The organism is Caldibacillus thermoamylovorans (assembly GCF_000751775.1).
GTDB classification, from domain to species: Bacteria; Bacillota; Bacilli; order Bacillales; family Caldibacillaceae; genus Caldifermentibacillus; species Caldifermentibacillus hisashii.
On the sequence record NZ_CCRF01000045.1, the window covers coordinates 114,775 to 129,918 of the forward strand.

Annotated in this window: 18 protein-coding genes; all 18 read left to right on the forward strand. The window is 36.6% G+C overall.

The genetic code is table 11. The features are described 5' to 3' along the window. Window positions 1-3: 3 nt before the first annotated feature. Window positions 4-603: a MotE family protein gene (locus tag BT1A1_RS07650; RefSeq protein WP_034769776.1), complete on the forward strand. Its 600-nt coding sequence runs from the start codon at window positions 4-6 to the stop codon at window positions 601-603. Between the two features lie 30 nt (window positions 604-633). Next, complete coding sequence (locus BT1A1_RS17400; protein WP_051989061.1) at window positions 634-1,977, forward strand: flagellar hook-length control protein FliK; 1,344 nt, start codon at window positions 634-636, stop codon at window positions 1,975-1,977. 8 nt (window positions 1,978-1,985) lie between these two features. Then, window positions 1,986-2,624, forward strand: a complete 639-nt coding sequence (flgD, locus tag BT1A1_RS07660; protein WP_034769777.1) for a flagellar hook assembly protein FlgD — start codon at window positions 1,986-1,988, stop codon at window positions 2,622-2,624. A gap of 54 nt (window positions 2,625-2,678) precedes the next feature. Further along, window positions 2,679-3,053, forward strand: a complete 375-nt coding sequence (locus BT1A1_RS07665) for a TIGR02530 family flagellar biosynthesis protein (protein ID WP_034769779.1) — start codon at window positions 2,679-2,681, stop codon at window positions 3,051-3,053. Window positions 3,054-3,136: 83 nt separating this feature from the next. Beyond that, entirely contained in the window at window positions 3,137-3,970 is an 834-nt protein-coding gene (gene flgG / locus BT1A1_RS07670) for a flagellar basal body rod protein FlgG (RefSeq protein WP_034769782.1), read from the forward strand. Window positions 3,971-4,092: 122 nt separating this feature from the next. Beyond that, on the forward strand, window positions 4,093-4,323 hold the full coding sequence (locus tag BT1A1_RS07675; protein WP_034769783.1) for a flagellar FlbD family protein: 231 nt from the start codon (window positions 4,093-4,095) through the stop codon (window positions 4,321-4,323). Beyond that, window positions 4,307-4,729, forward strand: a complete 423-nt coding sequence (gene fliL, locus BT1A1_RS07680) for a flagellar basal body-associated protein FliL (RefSeq protein ID WP_034769785.1) — start codon at window positions 4,307-4,309, stop codon at window positions 4,727-4,729. The genes BT1A1_RS07675 and fliL overlap by 17 nt, the downstream gene beginning before the upstream one ends. Before the next feature lie 69 nt (window positions 4,730-4,798). Further along, complete coding sequence (gene fliM, locus BT1A1_RS07685) at window positions 4,799-5,800, forward strand: flagellar motor switch protein FliM (protein ID WP_034769786.1); 1,002 nt, start codon at window positions 4,799-4,801, stop codon at window positions 5,798-5,800. Then, complete coding sequence (gene fliY / locus BT1A1_RS07690) at window positions 5,790-7,001, forward strand: flagellar motor switch phosphatase FliY (protein ID WP_034769788.1); 1,212 nt, start codon at window positions 5,790-5,792, stop codon at window positions 6,999-7,001. Before fliM ends, fliY begins: the two co-directional genes overlap by 11 nt. Window positions 7,002-7,019: 18 nt before the next feature. Beyond that, window positions 7,020-7,382 carry a response regulator gene (locus tag BT1A1_RS07695; RefSeq protein ID WP_034769790.1) on the forward strand — a complete coding sequence of 121 codons (363 nt, stop codon included), beginning with the start codon at window positions 7,020-7,022 and terminating at the stop codon, window positions 7,380-7,382. 94 nt (window positions 7,383-7,476) lie between these two features. Further along, a complete protein-coding gene (locus BT1A1_RS07700; protein WP_161792870.1) occupies window positions 7,477-8,160 on the forward strand; it encodes a flagellar biosynthetic protein FliO in 684 nt (227 codons plus the stop codon). Next, the gene (gene fliP / locus BT1A1_RS07705; RefSeq protein WP_034769793.1) at window positions 8,157-8,822 is read left to right on the forward strand and encodes a flagellar type III secretion system pore protein FliP; all 666 of its coding nucleotides are present in this window, start codon (window positions 8,157-8,159) and stop codon (window positions 8,820-8,822) included. Before BT1A1_RS07700 ends, fliP begins: the two co-directional genes overlap by 4 nt. A gap of 14 nt (window positions 8,823-8,836) precedes the next feature. After that, on the forward strand, window positions 8,837-9,106 hold the full coding sequence (fliQ, locus tag BT1A1_RS07710) for a flagellar biosynthesis protein FliQ (protein WP_034769794.1): 270 nt from the start codon (window positions 8,837-8,839) through the stop codon (window positions 9,104-9,106). A gap of 4 nt (window positions 9,107-9,110) precedes the next feature. Beyond that, window positions 9,111-9,884 (forward strand): flagellar biosynthetic protein FliR, encoded by a 774-nt coding sequence (gene fliR, locus BT1A1_RS07715; RefSeq protein ID WP_034769795.1) that lies wholly within the window; start codon window positions 9,111-9,113, stop codon window positions 9,882-9,884. 76 nt (window positions 9,885-9,960) lie between these two features. After that, window positions 9,961-11,037 (forward strand): flagellar biosynthesis protein FlhB, encoded by a 1,077-nt coding sequence (gene flhB, locus BT1A1_RS07720; protein WP_034769796.1) that lies wholly within the window; start codon window positions 9,961-9,963, stop codon window positions 11,035-11,037. Between the two features lie 49 nt (window positions 11,038-11,086). Next, the gene (gene flhA / locus BT1A1_RS07725; protein WP_034769797.1) at window positions 11,087-13,123 is read left to right on the forward strand and encodes a flagellar biosynthesis protein FlhA; all 2,037 of its coding nucleotides are present in this window, start codon (window positions 11,087-11,089) and stop codon (window positions 13,121-13,123) included. Beyond that, on the forward strand, window positions 13,120-14,286 hold the full coding sequence (gene flhF / locus BT1A1_RS07730; protein WP_034769799.1) for a flagellar biosynthesis GTPase FlhF: 1,167 nt from the start codon (window positions 13,120-13,122) through the stop codon (window positions 14,284-14,286). The genes flhA and flhF overlap by 4 nt, the downstream gene beginning before the upstream one ends. Beyond that, window positions 14,279-15,142 carry a MinD/ParA family protein gene (locus BT1A1_RS07735; protein ID WP_034769800.1) on the forward strand — a complete coding sequence of 288 codons (864 nt, stop codon included), beginning with the start codon at window positions 14,279-14,281 and terminating at the stop codon, window positions 15,140-15,142. Before flhF ends, BT1A1_RS07735 begins: the two co-directional genes overlap by 8 nt. Window positions 15,143-15,144 lie beyond the last annotated feature (2 nt).

Genomic DNA, 15,144 nt, shown 5'->3' on the forward strand with positions numbered 1-15,144 from the left:
ACAATGAGAGAGGAAAATAAAACAATGGAAGAAAACAAATCGGGAATTTTAAAGAAGCTATTTTATTTTGTCATCATCCCTTTTTTGCTTATTCTAACCATTGTTCTCATTATATCTACCGTTTCGGGATTGAATATTTTTCAGGAAGCAGCAAAAATACCTGTCATTGGAAGTTTGTTTTCTAGTAAGGATATGGCAACCACTTCAATAGAAGAATATGATCAGCAAATCAATAAACTTCAGGCCCAATTAAAAAATCAGGAAAAAAAGGTTGAAGATTTGCAGTCGGAATTAGAAAAGAAAGACCAAGAAATAGCAACTTTGCAAGAGGAAAAAGAAAACTTCGAAAACACTCAAGTGGAGCCGGGAAATGAAAATGTAAATGCAAATGATCAGAATGAAACAGATACGCAATGGAACGAAGTTATCAAAACTTATGAAAAGATGAAACCACAAAGCGCCGCAAACATTCTTGCGCAGATGGATGAAACAACAGCTCTTAATATTATGACCGATTTAAAAGAGGATACATTGGCACGGATTCTGGAAAAAATGCCGGTAGAAAAGGCTGCCAATTTTACCGCTAAATTAGCTAATCAATAAAACTATGTAAACTTGAAAGGAGGTGAAAACATGATCAGTGTCTTAGGCAATTTGCAAGTTTTATTAACAAATCCGCAACAAAATCATGACCCGCTAGTTAGACAAGAGGGACAAGTCGGCAGTTTTGAACAGTTACTGGCTTTGTTTGCAAATCATTTACTTGAGGAAAATGCCAATCAAGGAAAGAATGTTAACCAAGGAAAGATGGTTTCATTTGAAGGACTTGGCCAGAGGGAAGCAAGTGAAGATACGTCGATGAACTTGGAAGAGCTACTGGAATTTACTGGTATTGATGCAGATGATTTATTGACTTCAATCCTGAATATCCTCGGTTTATTACTTAAAGAAACGAAGGATAATGGAACAGAAGACGAACAGATTCAAGAACAAATTCAACAACTTTTGGAAGAGGTAAAAAAAGATCAAGGAAATCCTCAAGGTTTTGTGAATCTCTTACAATTAATGAACCAATTTGAGTTTTCTCAAGTTATCAGCTCGGAACAAAGTCAAGATTTTACAAATGTTGTTAAGACTGCCGTTGTTTTATATCGATTGTTAAATGATAATAAAAAACCGGGTTTCCTTACACAAGAGCAGGAAAAAATTATAAAAACCTTTTATCAAAATTTACAAGCAAATATGAAAAAATCGGATGTTATGCAATCGGCTTTTGCCAAGTTGGATACGGATAAAGGGGTTGAAGATCTTTCTGTGTTTAGAAGTAAGCAGCCCTATCTAATGATTCGGACCGTTGATATGAAGAGTTTCGGCGAAGCACCATCATCGCATATGATCAATAACAATGAAGTGATTGATGTCAGTGAACTGCCAAAAATTGGATCAGATGAAACCGGTCAAAATCAACAATTATCAGGAAAGCCAATAGAAGCGGGGACTGTCCAAACTCCTAACACAGGTGGTTCGCTTCAATTATTGGAAGGGAACAAGCCGGTCACGATGGAACGTTTTATAAAAGATTTTGAAACGATTTTAGCCAAAAGTAAATTTTACCAAAACGGTCAAGTACAAAAGTTGACTATCCAGTTAAAGCCGGAACATTTAGGCACATTAAAAATTGAACTCATTCAACAGCATAATGAACTTGTTGCAAAAATTATTTCGTCAACGACAAGTGCTAGAGAGTTATTAGAGTCGCAATCTCAAGCATTAAAACAAGCACTCGTGCAGCAAAATATCCCAATTAATCGGATTGATTTTCTTGATGAAACCCAGCAGGAAGGATTCAATCATCAACAACCTAACCAAAACAACGATCATCCTGGATATGATCAGCATGAAGAAAAAGAAAATGAACATAATAATGAAAATTTCATGGAAACTTTTAAGGCGACACTATTAAACTATGAAATTTAGGTGATTTCATGACGAATACAATAGATTCAAGTTATTATTTATCAAATGCCAAACAGAGTTCTACTAATAATAATACATTGGGAAAAGATGCTTTTTTAAAGTTATTAGTAACCCAATTGCAAAACCAGGACCCGCTAAATCCAATGCAAGACCGTGAATTTATTGCCCAGATGGCAACCTTTTCCCAGCTCGAACAAATGATAACAATGAATCAGTCGATGGAAGAGTTAATTTCCGTTCAAAAGGAACAGCAAATGCTTTCTTACCAATCTTTACTGGGAATGGAAGTTAAGTGGGATAAAATCACTTACCCTAGCGATGAAAAGGCTGAGCCAATTATCGAAAACGGGACAGGAATCATTACTTCAATAAAGTTTACCGAGGATGGTGTGAAATTATACTTGGAAGACGGTACAGAATTAACACCTAGTAATATTTCAGGGGTGTCGGTTCAAGAAAAGGGGAATCAACTTGCCAATGCAAGCAATCTCATAGGAAAAAAGGTTTCTTGGGAAGAAAAAGGTGAACTGCAATATGCCATCGTTCAAGCAGTAAGTCAAAAAGACGGGCAAATTTTTTATCAAGTAAATGATCAAACAGGAACGAAATTGACGATCGACCAAATTCTTTCAATCATGGTTGCTTAGGCGATCTTGAAAAATGATTCTCTGGAAATTAATCTGGAGTCAGGGGTTGATGAAATGCAAATAAGAAATACATTTATTCCACCAATTGGTATCCAAAAATTGAATACAGAAAACAAAAGTAGAACGACAAATACGAATTTTGCCGACCATTTGCAAGAGGCGATAAAAAATGATACCAATTTAACCATTAGCAAACATGCGAAAACACGCATCGAACAAAGAAATATAGAAATTAGCTCGGAAGATTGGAAGAAAATTAGTGAAAAAGTAACCGAGGCGAAACAAATGGGTGTCAATGAATCATTAGTTCTTTTAGACCATGCGGCTTTAATTGTCAGTGCAAAAAATCAAACGGTTATTACTGCAATGGACCGTAGTGAGACCAACTCACAAATTTTCACTAATATTAATGGAACCATTATTATCTAGACCGGCTGGACCTTCAAAAGGAAAGCCGAGCCTTGCTGATTGACTGAAGCAGGCAATTTGAAAATTGAAGGGAGAATTTATTTATGCTTAGATCAATGTACTCAGGAATATCCGGTATGAAAAACATGCAAATCAAATTGGACGTAATCGGAAATAATATTGCGAATGTAAACACTTTTGGATTCAAAAAAGGTCGGATTACTTTCAAAGATGCAATGTATCAAACAATCGGTTCAGCTTCCGGGGGTACTGCTACCCGAGGGGGAATTAACGCGAAACAAGTTGGTTTAGGTTCAGAAATTGCTTCGATCGATACGATTCATACGGAAAGCAGTATGCAAAACACAAGTCGTCCACTAGATTTGGCGATTACCAAGGGAGATGGCTATTTTGTCGTCAATGATGGCGGACAAGATTACTTTACCCGTGCAGGAAACTTTTATATCGATGAAACCGGCTTATTAGTAAATTCGGACGGCTTCAGAGTACAAGGGTTTAATCCTGAGACAAATGCAAGAGGAGATATTACAATCCCAAAACAAATTGATGAAGGAGGTAACTCCGTTGGGCTGCAAAGTATCAGCATTTCCCAAACCGGTGAAATTATTGCCCAGTATGAAAATGGAACAGTAAATACAATTAGTAATATCGCATTAGCAAGATTCAGCAATGCGGAAGGTCTCGACAAAGCCGGAGGAAACTTATATCAAAGTTCACCGAATTCCGGTGATCCTCAATTTGGAATTGGCGGTGGCGCATACGGTACAGTTGTTTCAGGTAAACTGGAAATGTCTAACGTTGATCTTTCCGAGGAGTTTACAGAAATGATTGTTGCCCAACGTGGTTTTCAAGCCAATTCCCGGATCATTACGACTTCAGATGAAATTCTTCAAGAATTGGTTAACTTAAAACGTTAATCAGTAACGGAAAGATGTTAATAATTTAATCAGGGGGGATAAGCCGGAGAAAATTTGGTTTCCCGGCAACCTCCTTGATAACCATAAATAGATTTTAGAAAAGAAAAGTTTGGTGAGTAATTTTGATAAAGTTAACGAGATTAAACGGGAATACATTTTATTTAAATGCTTTCTTAATTGAAACGGTCGAGTCATTTCCTGATACTACCATCCTTTTGACAAATGGAAAAAGGTATGTTGTAAGTGAAGATGCTGAGACGCTCGTTTCTTTGACAAAACAATTTTATCGGGATATCCGGATGATTACAATAGATCAACGGAAGGAGGAAACCGGTCTTGAAAAAAACAGTTAGACTGCTCCTGATATTTATGTCGGTTGTAATCATTGCTCTTGCTGTTGGTCTTTACTATTTTTTTATGAAAGGAACTGAGGCTGCGGGTGGCAAGCCGACAGCAGATGAAATAGTAGAGAATTCAGTAGAAATCCCTGAAATTACCACAAATTTGTTAAACGGTGATTATATTCGTATCTCTTTTACGATTCAAACGGATGGTAAAAAAGCGAAAGAAGAATTAGAAAAGCGAAACTTTCAAGTGGAAAATGTAATTATAAAAAAATTATCCGGTTTAGAAGCGAAAGATTTGGAAGGGACGGAAGGGAAAGTAAAATTGGAAAACGACTTAAAAGAAAGTTTAAGTGAATCTATGGAGGAAGGTAAAATCATCCAAGTTTACATTACCTCGACAATCATCCAATGAATCTATTAATATCCTATAGCAAAATTTATAACTTCATTGAAAAATATCTGATGGCTGGAGGTGACAAACTTGCCATCCGGTGAGATACTTTCCCAAAGTGAAATCGATGCGTTACTTTCTGCTTTATCTACTGGTGAAGTAAATGCAGAAGAAATCAAAAAAGAAGAAGAAGAAAAAAAGATTCGTACTTACGATTTCAAACGGGCGCTCCGTTTTTCAAAAGAACAAATTCGCAGTTTAACGAGAATTCATGATAATTTAGCCCGACTTTTAACCACTCATTTCTCGGCAAAACTGCGGACGTATGTTCATGTTGAAGTCGCAAGTGCCGATCAAATTCCATACGAAGAGTTTGTTCGGTCCATTCCGAAAATGACCGTTTTATATTTATATGAAGTTCCTCCACTAGAGGGAAGATTATTGATAGAGATTAATCCAAATATTGCTTATGCCATGCTTGACCGGATTTTAGGCGGAATGGGAACAAGTATAAATAAAATTGATCAATTAACCGATATTGAAACGAAAATTATGACGAATTTATTTGAAGTTGCATTTGAACAATTACAGGAAGCATGGGAAACCGTTACACATATTAATCCTGTCTTACAAAGCTTTGAAGTAAATCCGCAATTTTTACAAATGGTTTCTCCTAATGAGACGGTTGTTGTCATTTCTTTAAATACAGTAATTGGAGAAACGAGCGGGATGATTAATATTTGTATTCCTCATATTGTGTTGGAACCAATTATCTCAAAATTATCGGTTTCTTATTGGATGCAAACAGAAAAAAAACAAGCAGAGCCGGAAAAACTTCTTGCCCTAAAAAGACATTTAAAACATACTCAATTACCGGTTATTGCTGAATTAGGTCAGTCGGAAATAACGATTGAGGAATTTTTAAATTTAACGGAAGGTGACTGTATTGAATTGAATAGAAAAATAGACCAACCGATAATCATAAAGGTGGAAGGAAAACCGAAATTTTTAGCACAGCCCGGAAAAATAAATAATAAATTGGCTGTCCAAATACTTGAAGAATTGAAGGAGGGAGATGAGAATGATGAATGATGGAATGCTCTCCCAGGAAGAAATCGATGCTTTATTAAATGGAACAAAAGATACAGAAGAAGATACCCAATCACATTCGTCAGATGAAGAGAAAATTTTATCTCCCGTGGAAAAAGATGCCTTAGGGGAGATCGGTAATATATCATTCGGGAGTTCTGCAACAGCCCTTTCAACCTTGTTAAATCAAAAGGTGGAAATCACAACTCCTCATGTTTCCGTAATAAGGAAAAATCAGTTGGTTGAAGAATTTCCAAAACCTTATGTTGCCATCGCCGTCGATTACACAACCGGATTTCTCGGTTCAAATGTGTTGGTGATTAATCAATATGATGCCAGTGTCATCGCAGACTTAATGTTAGGCGGAACCGGACGGGATGTTGATTCGGAAATTGGTGAATTGCAACTGAGTGCCGTTCAAGAAGCAATGAACCAAATGATGGGAAGTGCCGCAACGAGCATGTCGACCATTTTTCATAAACGGGTCGAAATTTCACCGCCAATTGTTGATTTATTAAATATCCCGGAAGGAAAAGGAACAGATAGTTTACCCACGGATGACTACTTGGTTAAAGTTTCTTTTCGCTTAATTGTGGGGGATTTAATCAATTCTTCTATTATGCAACTATTACCGCTCCCATTTGCAAAAAGCTTAGTTTCTGATTTAATGCATAGTTCAGCAGAAGAAGCATCAGCGACGGTAATGGTTGATGATGTCACGGACTTAGAACAAAAAGAAGAAATGTCTCAGCAGGTACCTAATCCGATGTACGGAAATACAGGGGGAGAAACTCCATTGCATTCTTACCAAGAGGAGTCACACTTGCAAAGGGACCCGGTAACATTTGGACATGCCGGACATTTGGAAACGGACGAGCGGAAAAAACATGTACAACCGGCAGTGTTTTCCGATTTTTCGCCAGTTCATACAACCGAAGAAGAAAGCAGAAATTTACAAATGTTGTTTGATATTCCTTTACAAGTGACTGTTGAATTGGGAAGAACAACAAAAGTAGTGAAAGAGATACTGGAAATGTCATCAGGTTCAATAATTGAATTGGATAAATTAGCCGGGGAGCCGGTAGATATACTTGTTAACGGTAAATTAATTGCCAAAGGTGAAGTAGTAGTCATTGAGGAAAATTTTGGTGTTCGGATCACTGATATTATTAGCCAATCCGACAGAATCAAAAACATGAAATAGTATCAGGGGAGGATTCTTATGTCAAAGAGAATACTGATTGTTGATGATGCAGCATTTATGAGAATGATGATTAAAGATATTTTGGTAAAAAACGGTTATGAAGTTGTAGGTGAAGCTAGCGATGGTGCACAAGCCGTTGAAAAATTTAAGGAACTTAATCCGGATCTTGTGACATTGGATATTACAATGCCTGAGGTGGATGGAATTGCTGCATTAAAACAAATTCGCGCAATTGATCCAAATGCAAAAGTCATTATGTGCTCAGCAATGGGGCAACAAGCTATGGTGATTGATGCCATTCAAGCCGGTGCAAAAGATTTCATCGTTAAACCTTTCCAAGCTGACCGTGTCTTGGAAGCTATTAAAAAGACATTATCTTAAATTGGAAAATAAAACCGTTATTCTCGATTCCAATAATGGTTATTTGAATATTTCATTGTTTCATTTTCTGAAAGTAGGTGGCAGCTCGAAAATTATGAATCGGATGAAAAGCGCCCTTTTAATCATTTTAATTATGACTTCATCCCTCTTCAATGTGGATGAAATGACTGTTCAAGCAGAAAGAAATGTCAATGACAGTGTTTATGAATATTTTCAGCAGCAGGATGAAGGAGCAGATCAAGAAAAGACCGAGAATAAATCGCTGCCCCCAAAAAATGAAACAGCTGAAGCTCCTTCGCAAAAAGTTGGTGTAACGGCATGGGATATCGTGAAGACCATTTTTATGTTGGTCATTGTTATTGGCATGTTATTTGGATTGTTGAAATGGCTGCAAAAGAAAAACAATGTATCCCCTTCTGTACAAACAATGAAAAATTTAGGCGGAACCAATTTAGGCGGGAATCGGTCTGTTCAAATGATTAAAGTGGGGAATTCAATTTTGGTGGTTGGTATCGGTGAAAATGTAGAGCTTTTAAAGGAGATCAATGATGAACAAGAAGTAAACATGATTATTGACCAATTTCATAACCGTATGGAGCAAATGGTCAAGCCCCAAGACATGATTTCAAAATTGACAGCTCATTTAAAGACAAAAAAAGAAAATGCCGAGGAAAATCAATCATTTAAAAAAGAATTGGAAAAGCAATTGCATGGTATCGCCGAAAAGAGAAGGAAAGCATATGAAGAGAATGTGGAGAAAGGGTTTAAAGATAAATGAATGAGTTTATGTCTTTATTTAATAATAGTGACCCGGAAACAGTATCAACATCAGTAAAGCTGTTACTTCTCTTAACGGTTTTAACAATTGCACCAAGCATTTTAATCATGGTGACTTCTTTTACGAGAATTGTTATTGTATTATCATTTGTCAGAACGGGTCTCGGTACGCAACAAACTCCGCCAAACCAAGTGATTATCGGGTTAAGTTTATTTATGACATTTTTTATTATGGCTCCGACATTCAGTCAAGTAAATGATGAAGCACTAAAGCCTTTATTTAATAATGAAATCAATTTAGAAGAAGCCTATAGTAAAGCGGTAGTACCATTTAAAGAATTTATGAGTAAATATACGAGACAGGAAGATCTTGCGTTATTTTTAGAATATACCGGAGCGGAACCTCCCGAGTCGGTTGAGGACATTCCGTTATCAGCATTAGTTCCGGCATTTACCATCAGTGAATTAAAAACCGCATTTCAGATTGGTTTCATGATCTTTATTCCATTTCTCGTCATTGATATGGTGGTTGCAAGTGTCCTGATGTCGATGGGGATGATGATGTTACCGCCGGTTATGATTTCACTGCCTTTTAAAATATTATTATTTGTTTTGGTAGATGGTTGGCATTTGGTTGTTAAATCATTGTTGCAAACTTTTTAAGAAGGTGAACATAGTTGACTAGTGAATCAGTAATTACATTGGCAGAACAAGGAATTTATTCAATTTTAATTGTTTCGGGGCCGCTTCTCCTTATTGCATTGGTTGTCGGTTTAATTATTAGTATTTTCCAAGCGACCACGCAAATACAAGAACAAACATTAGCATTTGTTCCTAAAATCTTGGCGGTATTATTGGGAATGATTGTATTTGGACCCTGGATGGTCAGTCACATGGTTCAATATGCGGAAAATATCTTTTCAAATTTAACTAGATTTGTAGGTTGATTCAATGGAAGTGTTGCTTACTTCTATCCCTGTTTTTTTATTAGTCTTTATCCGAGTATTATCATTTTTTCTCGTTATACCGATTTTTTCATATCGAACCATCCCTGCTCGAGTGAAAATTGGTCTGGCTCTTTATCTTGCTTATGTTATCGTCTTTACAATTGATACCGATCCGATTGAGTTCGATATGGTATATATTCTGTTAGTTATAAAGGAAGCAATTGCCGGTATTGCACTGGGACTTATTGGTTACATTATTTTATCAGCTGTCCAAATTGCAGGTGGGTTTATCGACTTTCAAATGGGTTTTGCCATTGCCAATGTGATTGATCCGCAAACCGGGGCTCAAAGTCCGATTTTAGGACAATATTTATATATTTTTGCATTCCTATTCTTATTATCGGTTAACGGTCATCATTTATTAATAGATGGAATATATCAAAGTTATCAATTTATCCCGATTGATCAACCATTTTTACATTTTGGCGATGAAAACACAGTCAAATTGATTGGAAAAGTTTTCTCAGCGATGTTTATCATCGGTTTTCAAATGTCGGTTCCTGTTGTAGCCAGTCTGTTCTTGATTGATGTCGCTTTAGGTATCGTAGCGAGAACTGTTCCGCAAATGAATATTTTTGTCGTTGGCTTTCCTGTAAAAATTTTAGCAGGCATTATCATTCTTTTCATTGTTATGGGGACAATGATTTTTTCAGTCAAAAGTCTATTTGAACTATTGCTTTATTCATTGCGAGACTTGATGTCACTGCTTGGCGGCTAGCAAATAACTAATAGGAAACGGGCACAGTTTTTCACTTGTGTTTGGTCTGCTTGTTTTCATCAAAGGAAGATATCGAATGTTAAAAGTGGATTTGCAATTTTTTGCGGAAGAAAAAACGGAAAAAGCGACCCCGAAAAAGCGTCAAGATGTACGAAAAAAGGGTCAGACCGCGAAAAGTCAAGATGTCAATACAGCTATTATTTTACTGGCAGTCTTTTTTGTTCTTTTATTTACAGGTTCAAATATGCTGGAAGGTTTGAATCGCATTTTTTATCAAACTTTTGAAGAATATGTGTTTCAAGAAGTGACAACGAATACGATTGAAACAATAACGCTGGATTTGTTTCAGGAAATTTTCATGCTGGTAGGTCCGGTTATGTTGGCCGGATTTATAGCCGCATTACTGGCCAATTATATTCAAGTTGGGTTTATTAGTACAACAGAACCTTTGAAAATGAAGTTGGAAAAAATCGATCCGATCAAAGGATTTAAAAGAATTATTTCATTACGGGCTTTGGTTGAATTATTGAAATCAATTTTAAAAGTAGTCGTCATCGGTGCAATTGCTTTTGCTTTTTTATGGACTCATTTGAAGGAAATTCTTGGCCTTATTTTTAAATCGGCAGGAGCAAGTTTATCGGTTGTCGGTTCCATTACGGTAAAAATGGGTTTGTTTGCAACAGGGGGCCTGTTATTTTTGGCATTGCTGGATTATATGTATCAAAAATATGATTTCGAAAAAAGTATCCGTATGTCAAAACAAGATATTAAAGAAGAGTTTAAGAATACAGAAGGGGATCCGTTAATTAAGTCAAAAAGAAGACAGCGGCAAAGAGAAATTGCCTTTCACCGAATGATGCAGGAAATTCCGACCGCCGATGTCGTCATCACGAATCCTACCCACTATGCTGTTGCACTGAAATATGATGAGAGTAAAATGGATGCACCTTTTGTAGTTGCCAAAGGTGTGGACTATTTGGCACAAAAAATAAAATATGTTGCAAAAGAAAACGGGGTCGTCATGATTGAAAACCGGCCATTAGCCAGAAGTCTTTATCACCAAACTGAAATTGGTCAGGCGATACCGGAAGAGTTTTTTAAAGCAGTTGCTGAAGTATTAGCATATGTATACCGGTTAAAAAAGAAAGTATAAAGAAATAGAACATGGTCGTTTTTTACTTATTTAGATAGGGGAGTAAGGAATGAAACTAAAAGATTTATCTGTTGTTTTTGGTGTCATACTTATTATTGTAATGCTTATTATTCCATTGCCGCCGGGAATGCTGAGCTTTTTAATTATCGTGAATATTTCCTTGGCTTTGCTTGTTCTTTTAGTGACGATGAACATGCGAGAGGCGCTGGATTTTTCAATTTTTCCTTCTCTCTTATTGATATTAACTTTGTTTCGACTTGGTTTAAATGTTTCCACAACACGTTCAATTCTTTCAAAAGGTGATGCCGGGGGTGTTGTTGAAACATTTGGAACCTTTGTCGTCGGTGGAAATGTCTTAGTTGGTCTTGTTGTTTTTTTCATTCTGGTTATTATAAATTTTCTCGTCATTACCAAGGGTGCTGAACGGGTGGCAGAAGTAGCTGCTCGGTTTACATTAGATGCGATGCCCGGGAAACAAATGGCCATTGATGCTGATTTAAATGCCGGGATGATTTCCGAACAGGAAGCCCGAAAACGAAGAGAAAAGGTTTCACGTGAGGCGGATTTTTACGGGGCAATGGATGGGGCAAGTAAGTTTGTCAAAGGTGATGCCATTGCCGGGATTATCATTGTCTTTATTAACCTTATTTTTGGGATTATTATTGGAATGGTTCAAAATGGAATGCCGTTTGGAGAGGCTTCATCCCATTATTCACTTTTGACTGTAGGTGACGGGATTGTCAGTCAGTTGCCGGCGTTATTAATTTCAACAGCAACGGCAATCATTGTAACAAGAGCTGCATCTGAAGAAAATTTAGGATCCGATGTCATCGCTCAATTATTTGCTTATCCGAAAATGTTGTATGTCGCCGGTGGAACCATTATTTTACTCGGTTTGTTTACCCCAATCCAGGATTTTGTAACATTACCAATTGGCGGTATGCTGATTATCGGCGGATACCGATTATCAAATGTAGGAAATCGTGAAAAAATGGAATTAGTTGAGTCAGAAGAACAAGTTGCAACAGATGATATGAAGAAACCGGAAAACATTGTCAATTTATTAACGATTGACCCGATAGAGTTCGAATTCGGTTATGGACTAATCCCGCTTGCTGACACGAATCAAGGCGGGGACCTATTGGACCGGGTCGTCATGATTCGAAGACAATTAGCATTGGAACTTGGTCTTGTTATTCCGGTTGTCCGCATTCGCGATAATATTCAACTTGCTCCGAATGAATACCGAATCAAAATTAAAGGTAATGAAGTCGGAAAAGGTGAAATCTATCTGGAACACTATTTAGCAATTAGTTCCGGAGTTGATGATCCGAAAATTACAGGAATTGATACCGTTGAACCGGCTTTCGGTATCCCGGCAAAATGGATTACAGAAGATATGAAAACAAATGCGGAAATGGCCGGTTATACGGTCGTTGATCCACCGTCTGTGATTAGTACGCATTTAACAGAAGTGCTAAGAAATTATGCTCATGAGCTTTTGGGAAGACAAGAAACAAAACAATTAATCGATCATCTACAAGAAAATTATCCGATTCTTGTTGAGGAAGTTACACCAAATCCTTTATCTGTTGGTGATATTCAAAAAGTATTAGCAAAATTGTTAAAAGAGCGTGTGTCCATTCGAAATTTACCGGTCATTTTTGAAACATTGGCTGATTTTTGTAAAGTGACAACAGATCCTGATATTTTAGCTGAATACGTGCGGCAAGCATTGGCCAAGCAAATAACAAACCAATATATTCAAGACAATAATCTGCTAAAGGTGATTACGTTAAGTGGTCAAGTTGAAAAATTGATTGCTGATCATGTCCAACAAACAGAACATGGTAATTATTTGGCTTTGGATCCGTCAACTTCGCAAGCTATTCTTGAAAATATTCGAAAGCAAATTGAACAAATGCAATTGTATAATCAAACTCCGATTATTCTTTGTTCACCGGCTATCCGGATGTACGTTCGAGAATTAACAGAAAGATATTTTCCGCAAGTACCGATTCTATCCTATAACGAATTAGATGCAAATATTGAAATCCAAAGTGTAGGCGTGGTGAATATCAGTTGAAAGTAAAAAAATACATAGCTCCGAACATGCCGGAAGCAATGAAAAAAATCCGTAAAGATCTTGGAAAAGAGGCTGTCATATTAAATTCAAAAATTATTTACACAGGTGGGTTTTTCGGGTTATTTCGCAAAAAAAATATCGAAGTGATTGCCGCACTGGATAATGATATGGTCCAACCATCTCAAATAGAGAAAATCGATTTTTCCAGGGTGGAAACGAACAGTGAAATGAAGCAAAAAGATATGCAATCACCGCAACCTGTCCAAAATAAAACGGGGGAAAACAAAGAAATGATTTTAAAAGAAATCCACGATGTAAAACAATTGATTAAGCAAATAACGAGTCAGGGGCATTCATCGAGTGTTCATATCCCGTCCCCGTATAGGGAAATTTATCAAAAATTGCTCAGTCAAAACATTAGTGAGACGATCTTGCAACAATTAACGGAAGATATATATGAGCATTATTACAGTAAAAAGGAACAGGTGGATAAAGATAACGCATATGATTTTATTGTTCAATCTCTGGTGGAGTATATAAAGCCGCTGGAATTTGGCGCTGCACTTCAAAAAAAATATATTGCCTTAATTGGTCCTACAGGTGTAGGGAAAACAACAACTTTAGCGAAAATAGCTTCAATAAAATCGATTGAGCAAAAGAAAAAAGTAGCCTTTATCACAACAGACACTTACCGAATTGCTGCAGTTGAACAATTAAAAACCTATGCAAAAATTTTGAATGTCCCAATTGAAGTTTGCTACAACTTGAATGATTTTAAACAAGCAGTTGAAAAATTTACCGCTTTTGATCATGTTTTCATAGATACAGCGGGGAGAAATTTCCGTAATAAAAAGCATATTGAAGATCTAAAAAAGACCATTGATTTTCATACAGAAATGGAGACATATTTAGTCTTTTCCTTAACTGCGAAAGAGGAAGATTTAGAAATGATTTATCAGCAATTTTCTAACATACCGATTGATAAACTTATTTTTACAAAGTTGGATGAAACAAGTTGCTGTGGTTCTTTGCTTAATCTTTCTTATAAATATCATAAACCAATTGCCTTTATTACAACAGGTCAGGATGTACCGGACGATATCATTGTTGCTACGCAACATACTATTATTAATCAAATTGTTGGAGAGACAAAGAATGACTGATCAAGCAGAAAAATTGCGTGCTCGGATAAAGCGACAGTTAGAAGGGAAAAGTGCAAAAACGATTGCCGTTATCAGTGGTAAAGGAGGGGTCGGAAAGTCGAATTTTGCATTAAACTTTTCTATTTCTCTATCAAAATATAGGAAAAAAGTGCTATTATTTGATTTAGATGTAGGTATGGGGAATATTGATCTTCTCCTGGGCAAAACGGCAGAAAAAACCATTGCTCATTTTCTAACAGAAGAATATTCATTAGATGATATTATTCAAAAAAACTATGATATCCATTATATTGCCGGTGGCACCGGTCTGAACTCTGCGTTCAAACTTGAAAGGGATCGAGTTGAACACCTGCTGCAGGAATTGAAACATGTTTTATATGATTATAATTATGTAATTTTTGATATTGGTGCCGGGATGAATGATGAACTTGTCCGGTTGCTCTCCGGCATCGAAACGATTATCGTTGTTGTTACACCGGAACCTACATCGATTTTGGATGCTTATTCCGCTATGAAAATCATTCATTTACAAGTACCGAAAGCAAAATTTTACCTACTGGGAAACCGAATGAAAAATGAGAAGGAAAACAGTATAGTTATGCAACGCTTGCAAACGGTCATGAATTCATTTCTTCAAAAGGATTGTGAAATTCTTGGATTCTTACCTGAAGATTCTACGATTATTTCGGCTGTAAAGAATCAGATTCCTTTTCTTTTGTTCAAACCGAAATCAAATGCAGCCAAGCAAATGAGGATAGTAACGAAAAACTATTTGATGAAAAATGATAGTTTGGAGCAAACGCAGAAAGAGGATCATTTTATTGAAAGGTTACAACATTTCTTATTAAGAAAGTAGGT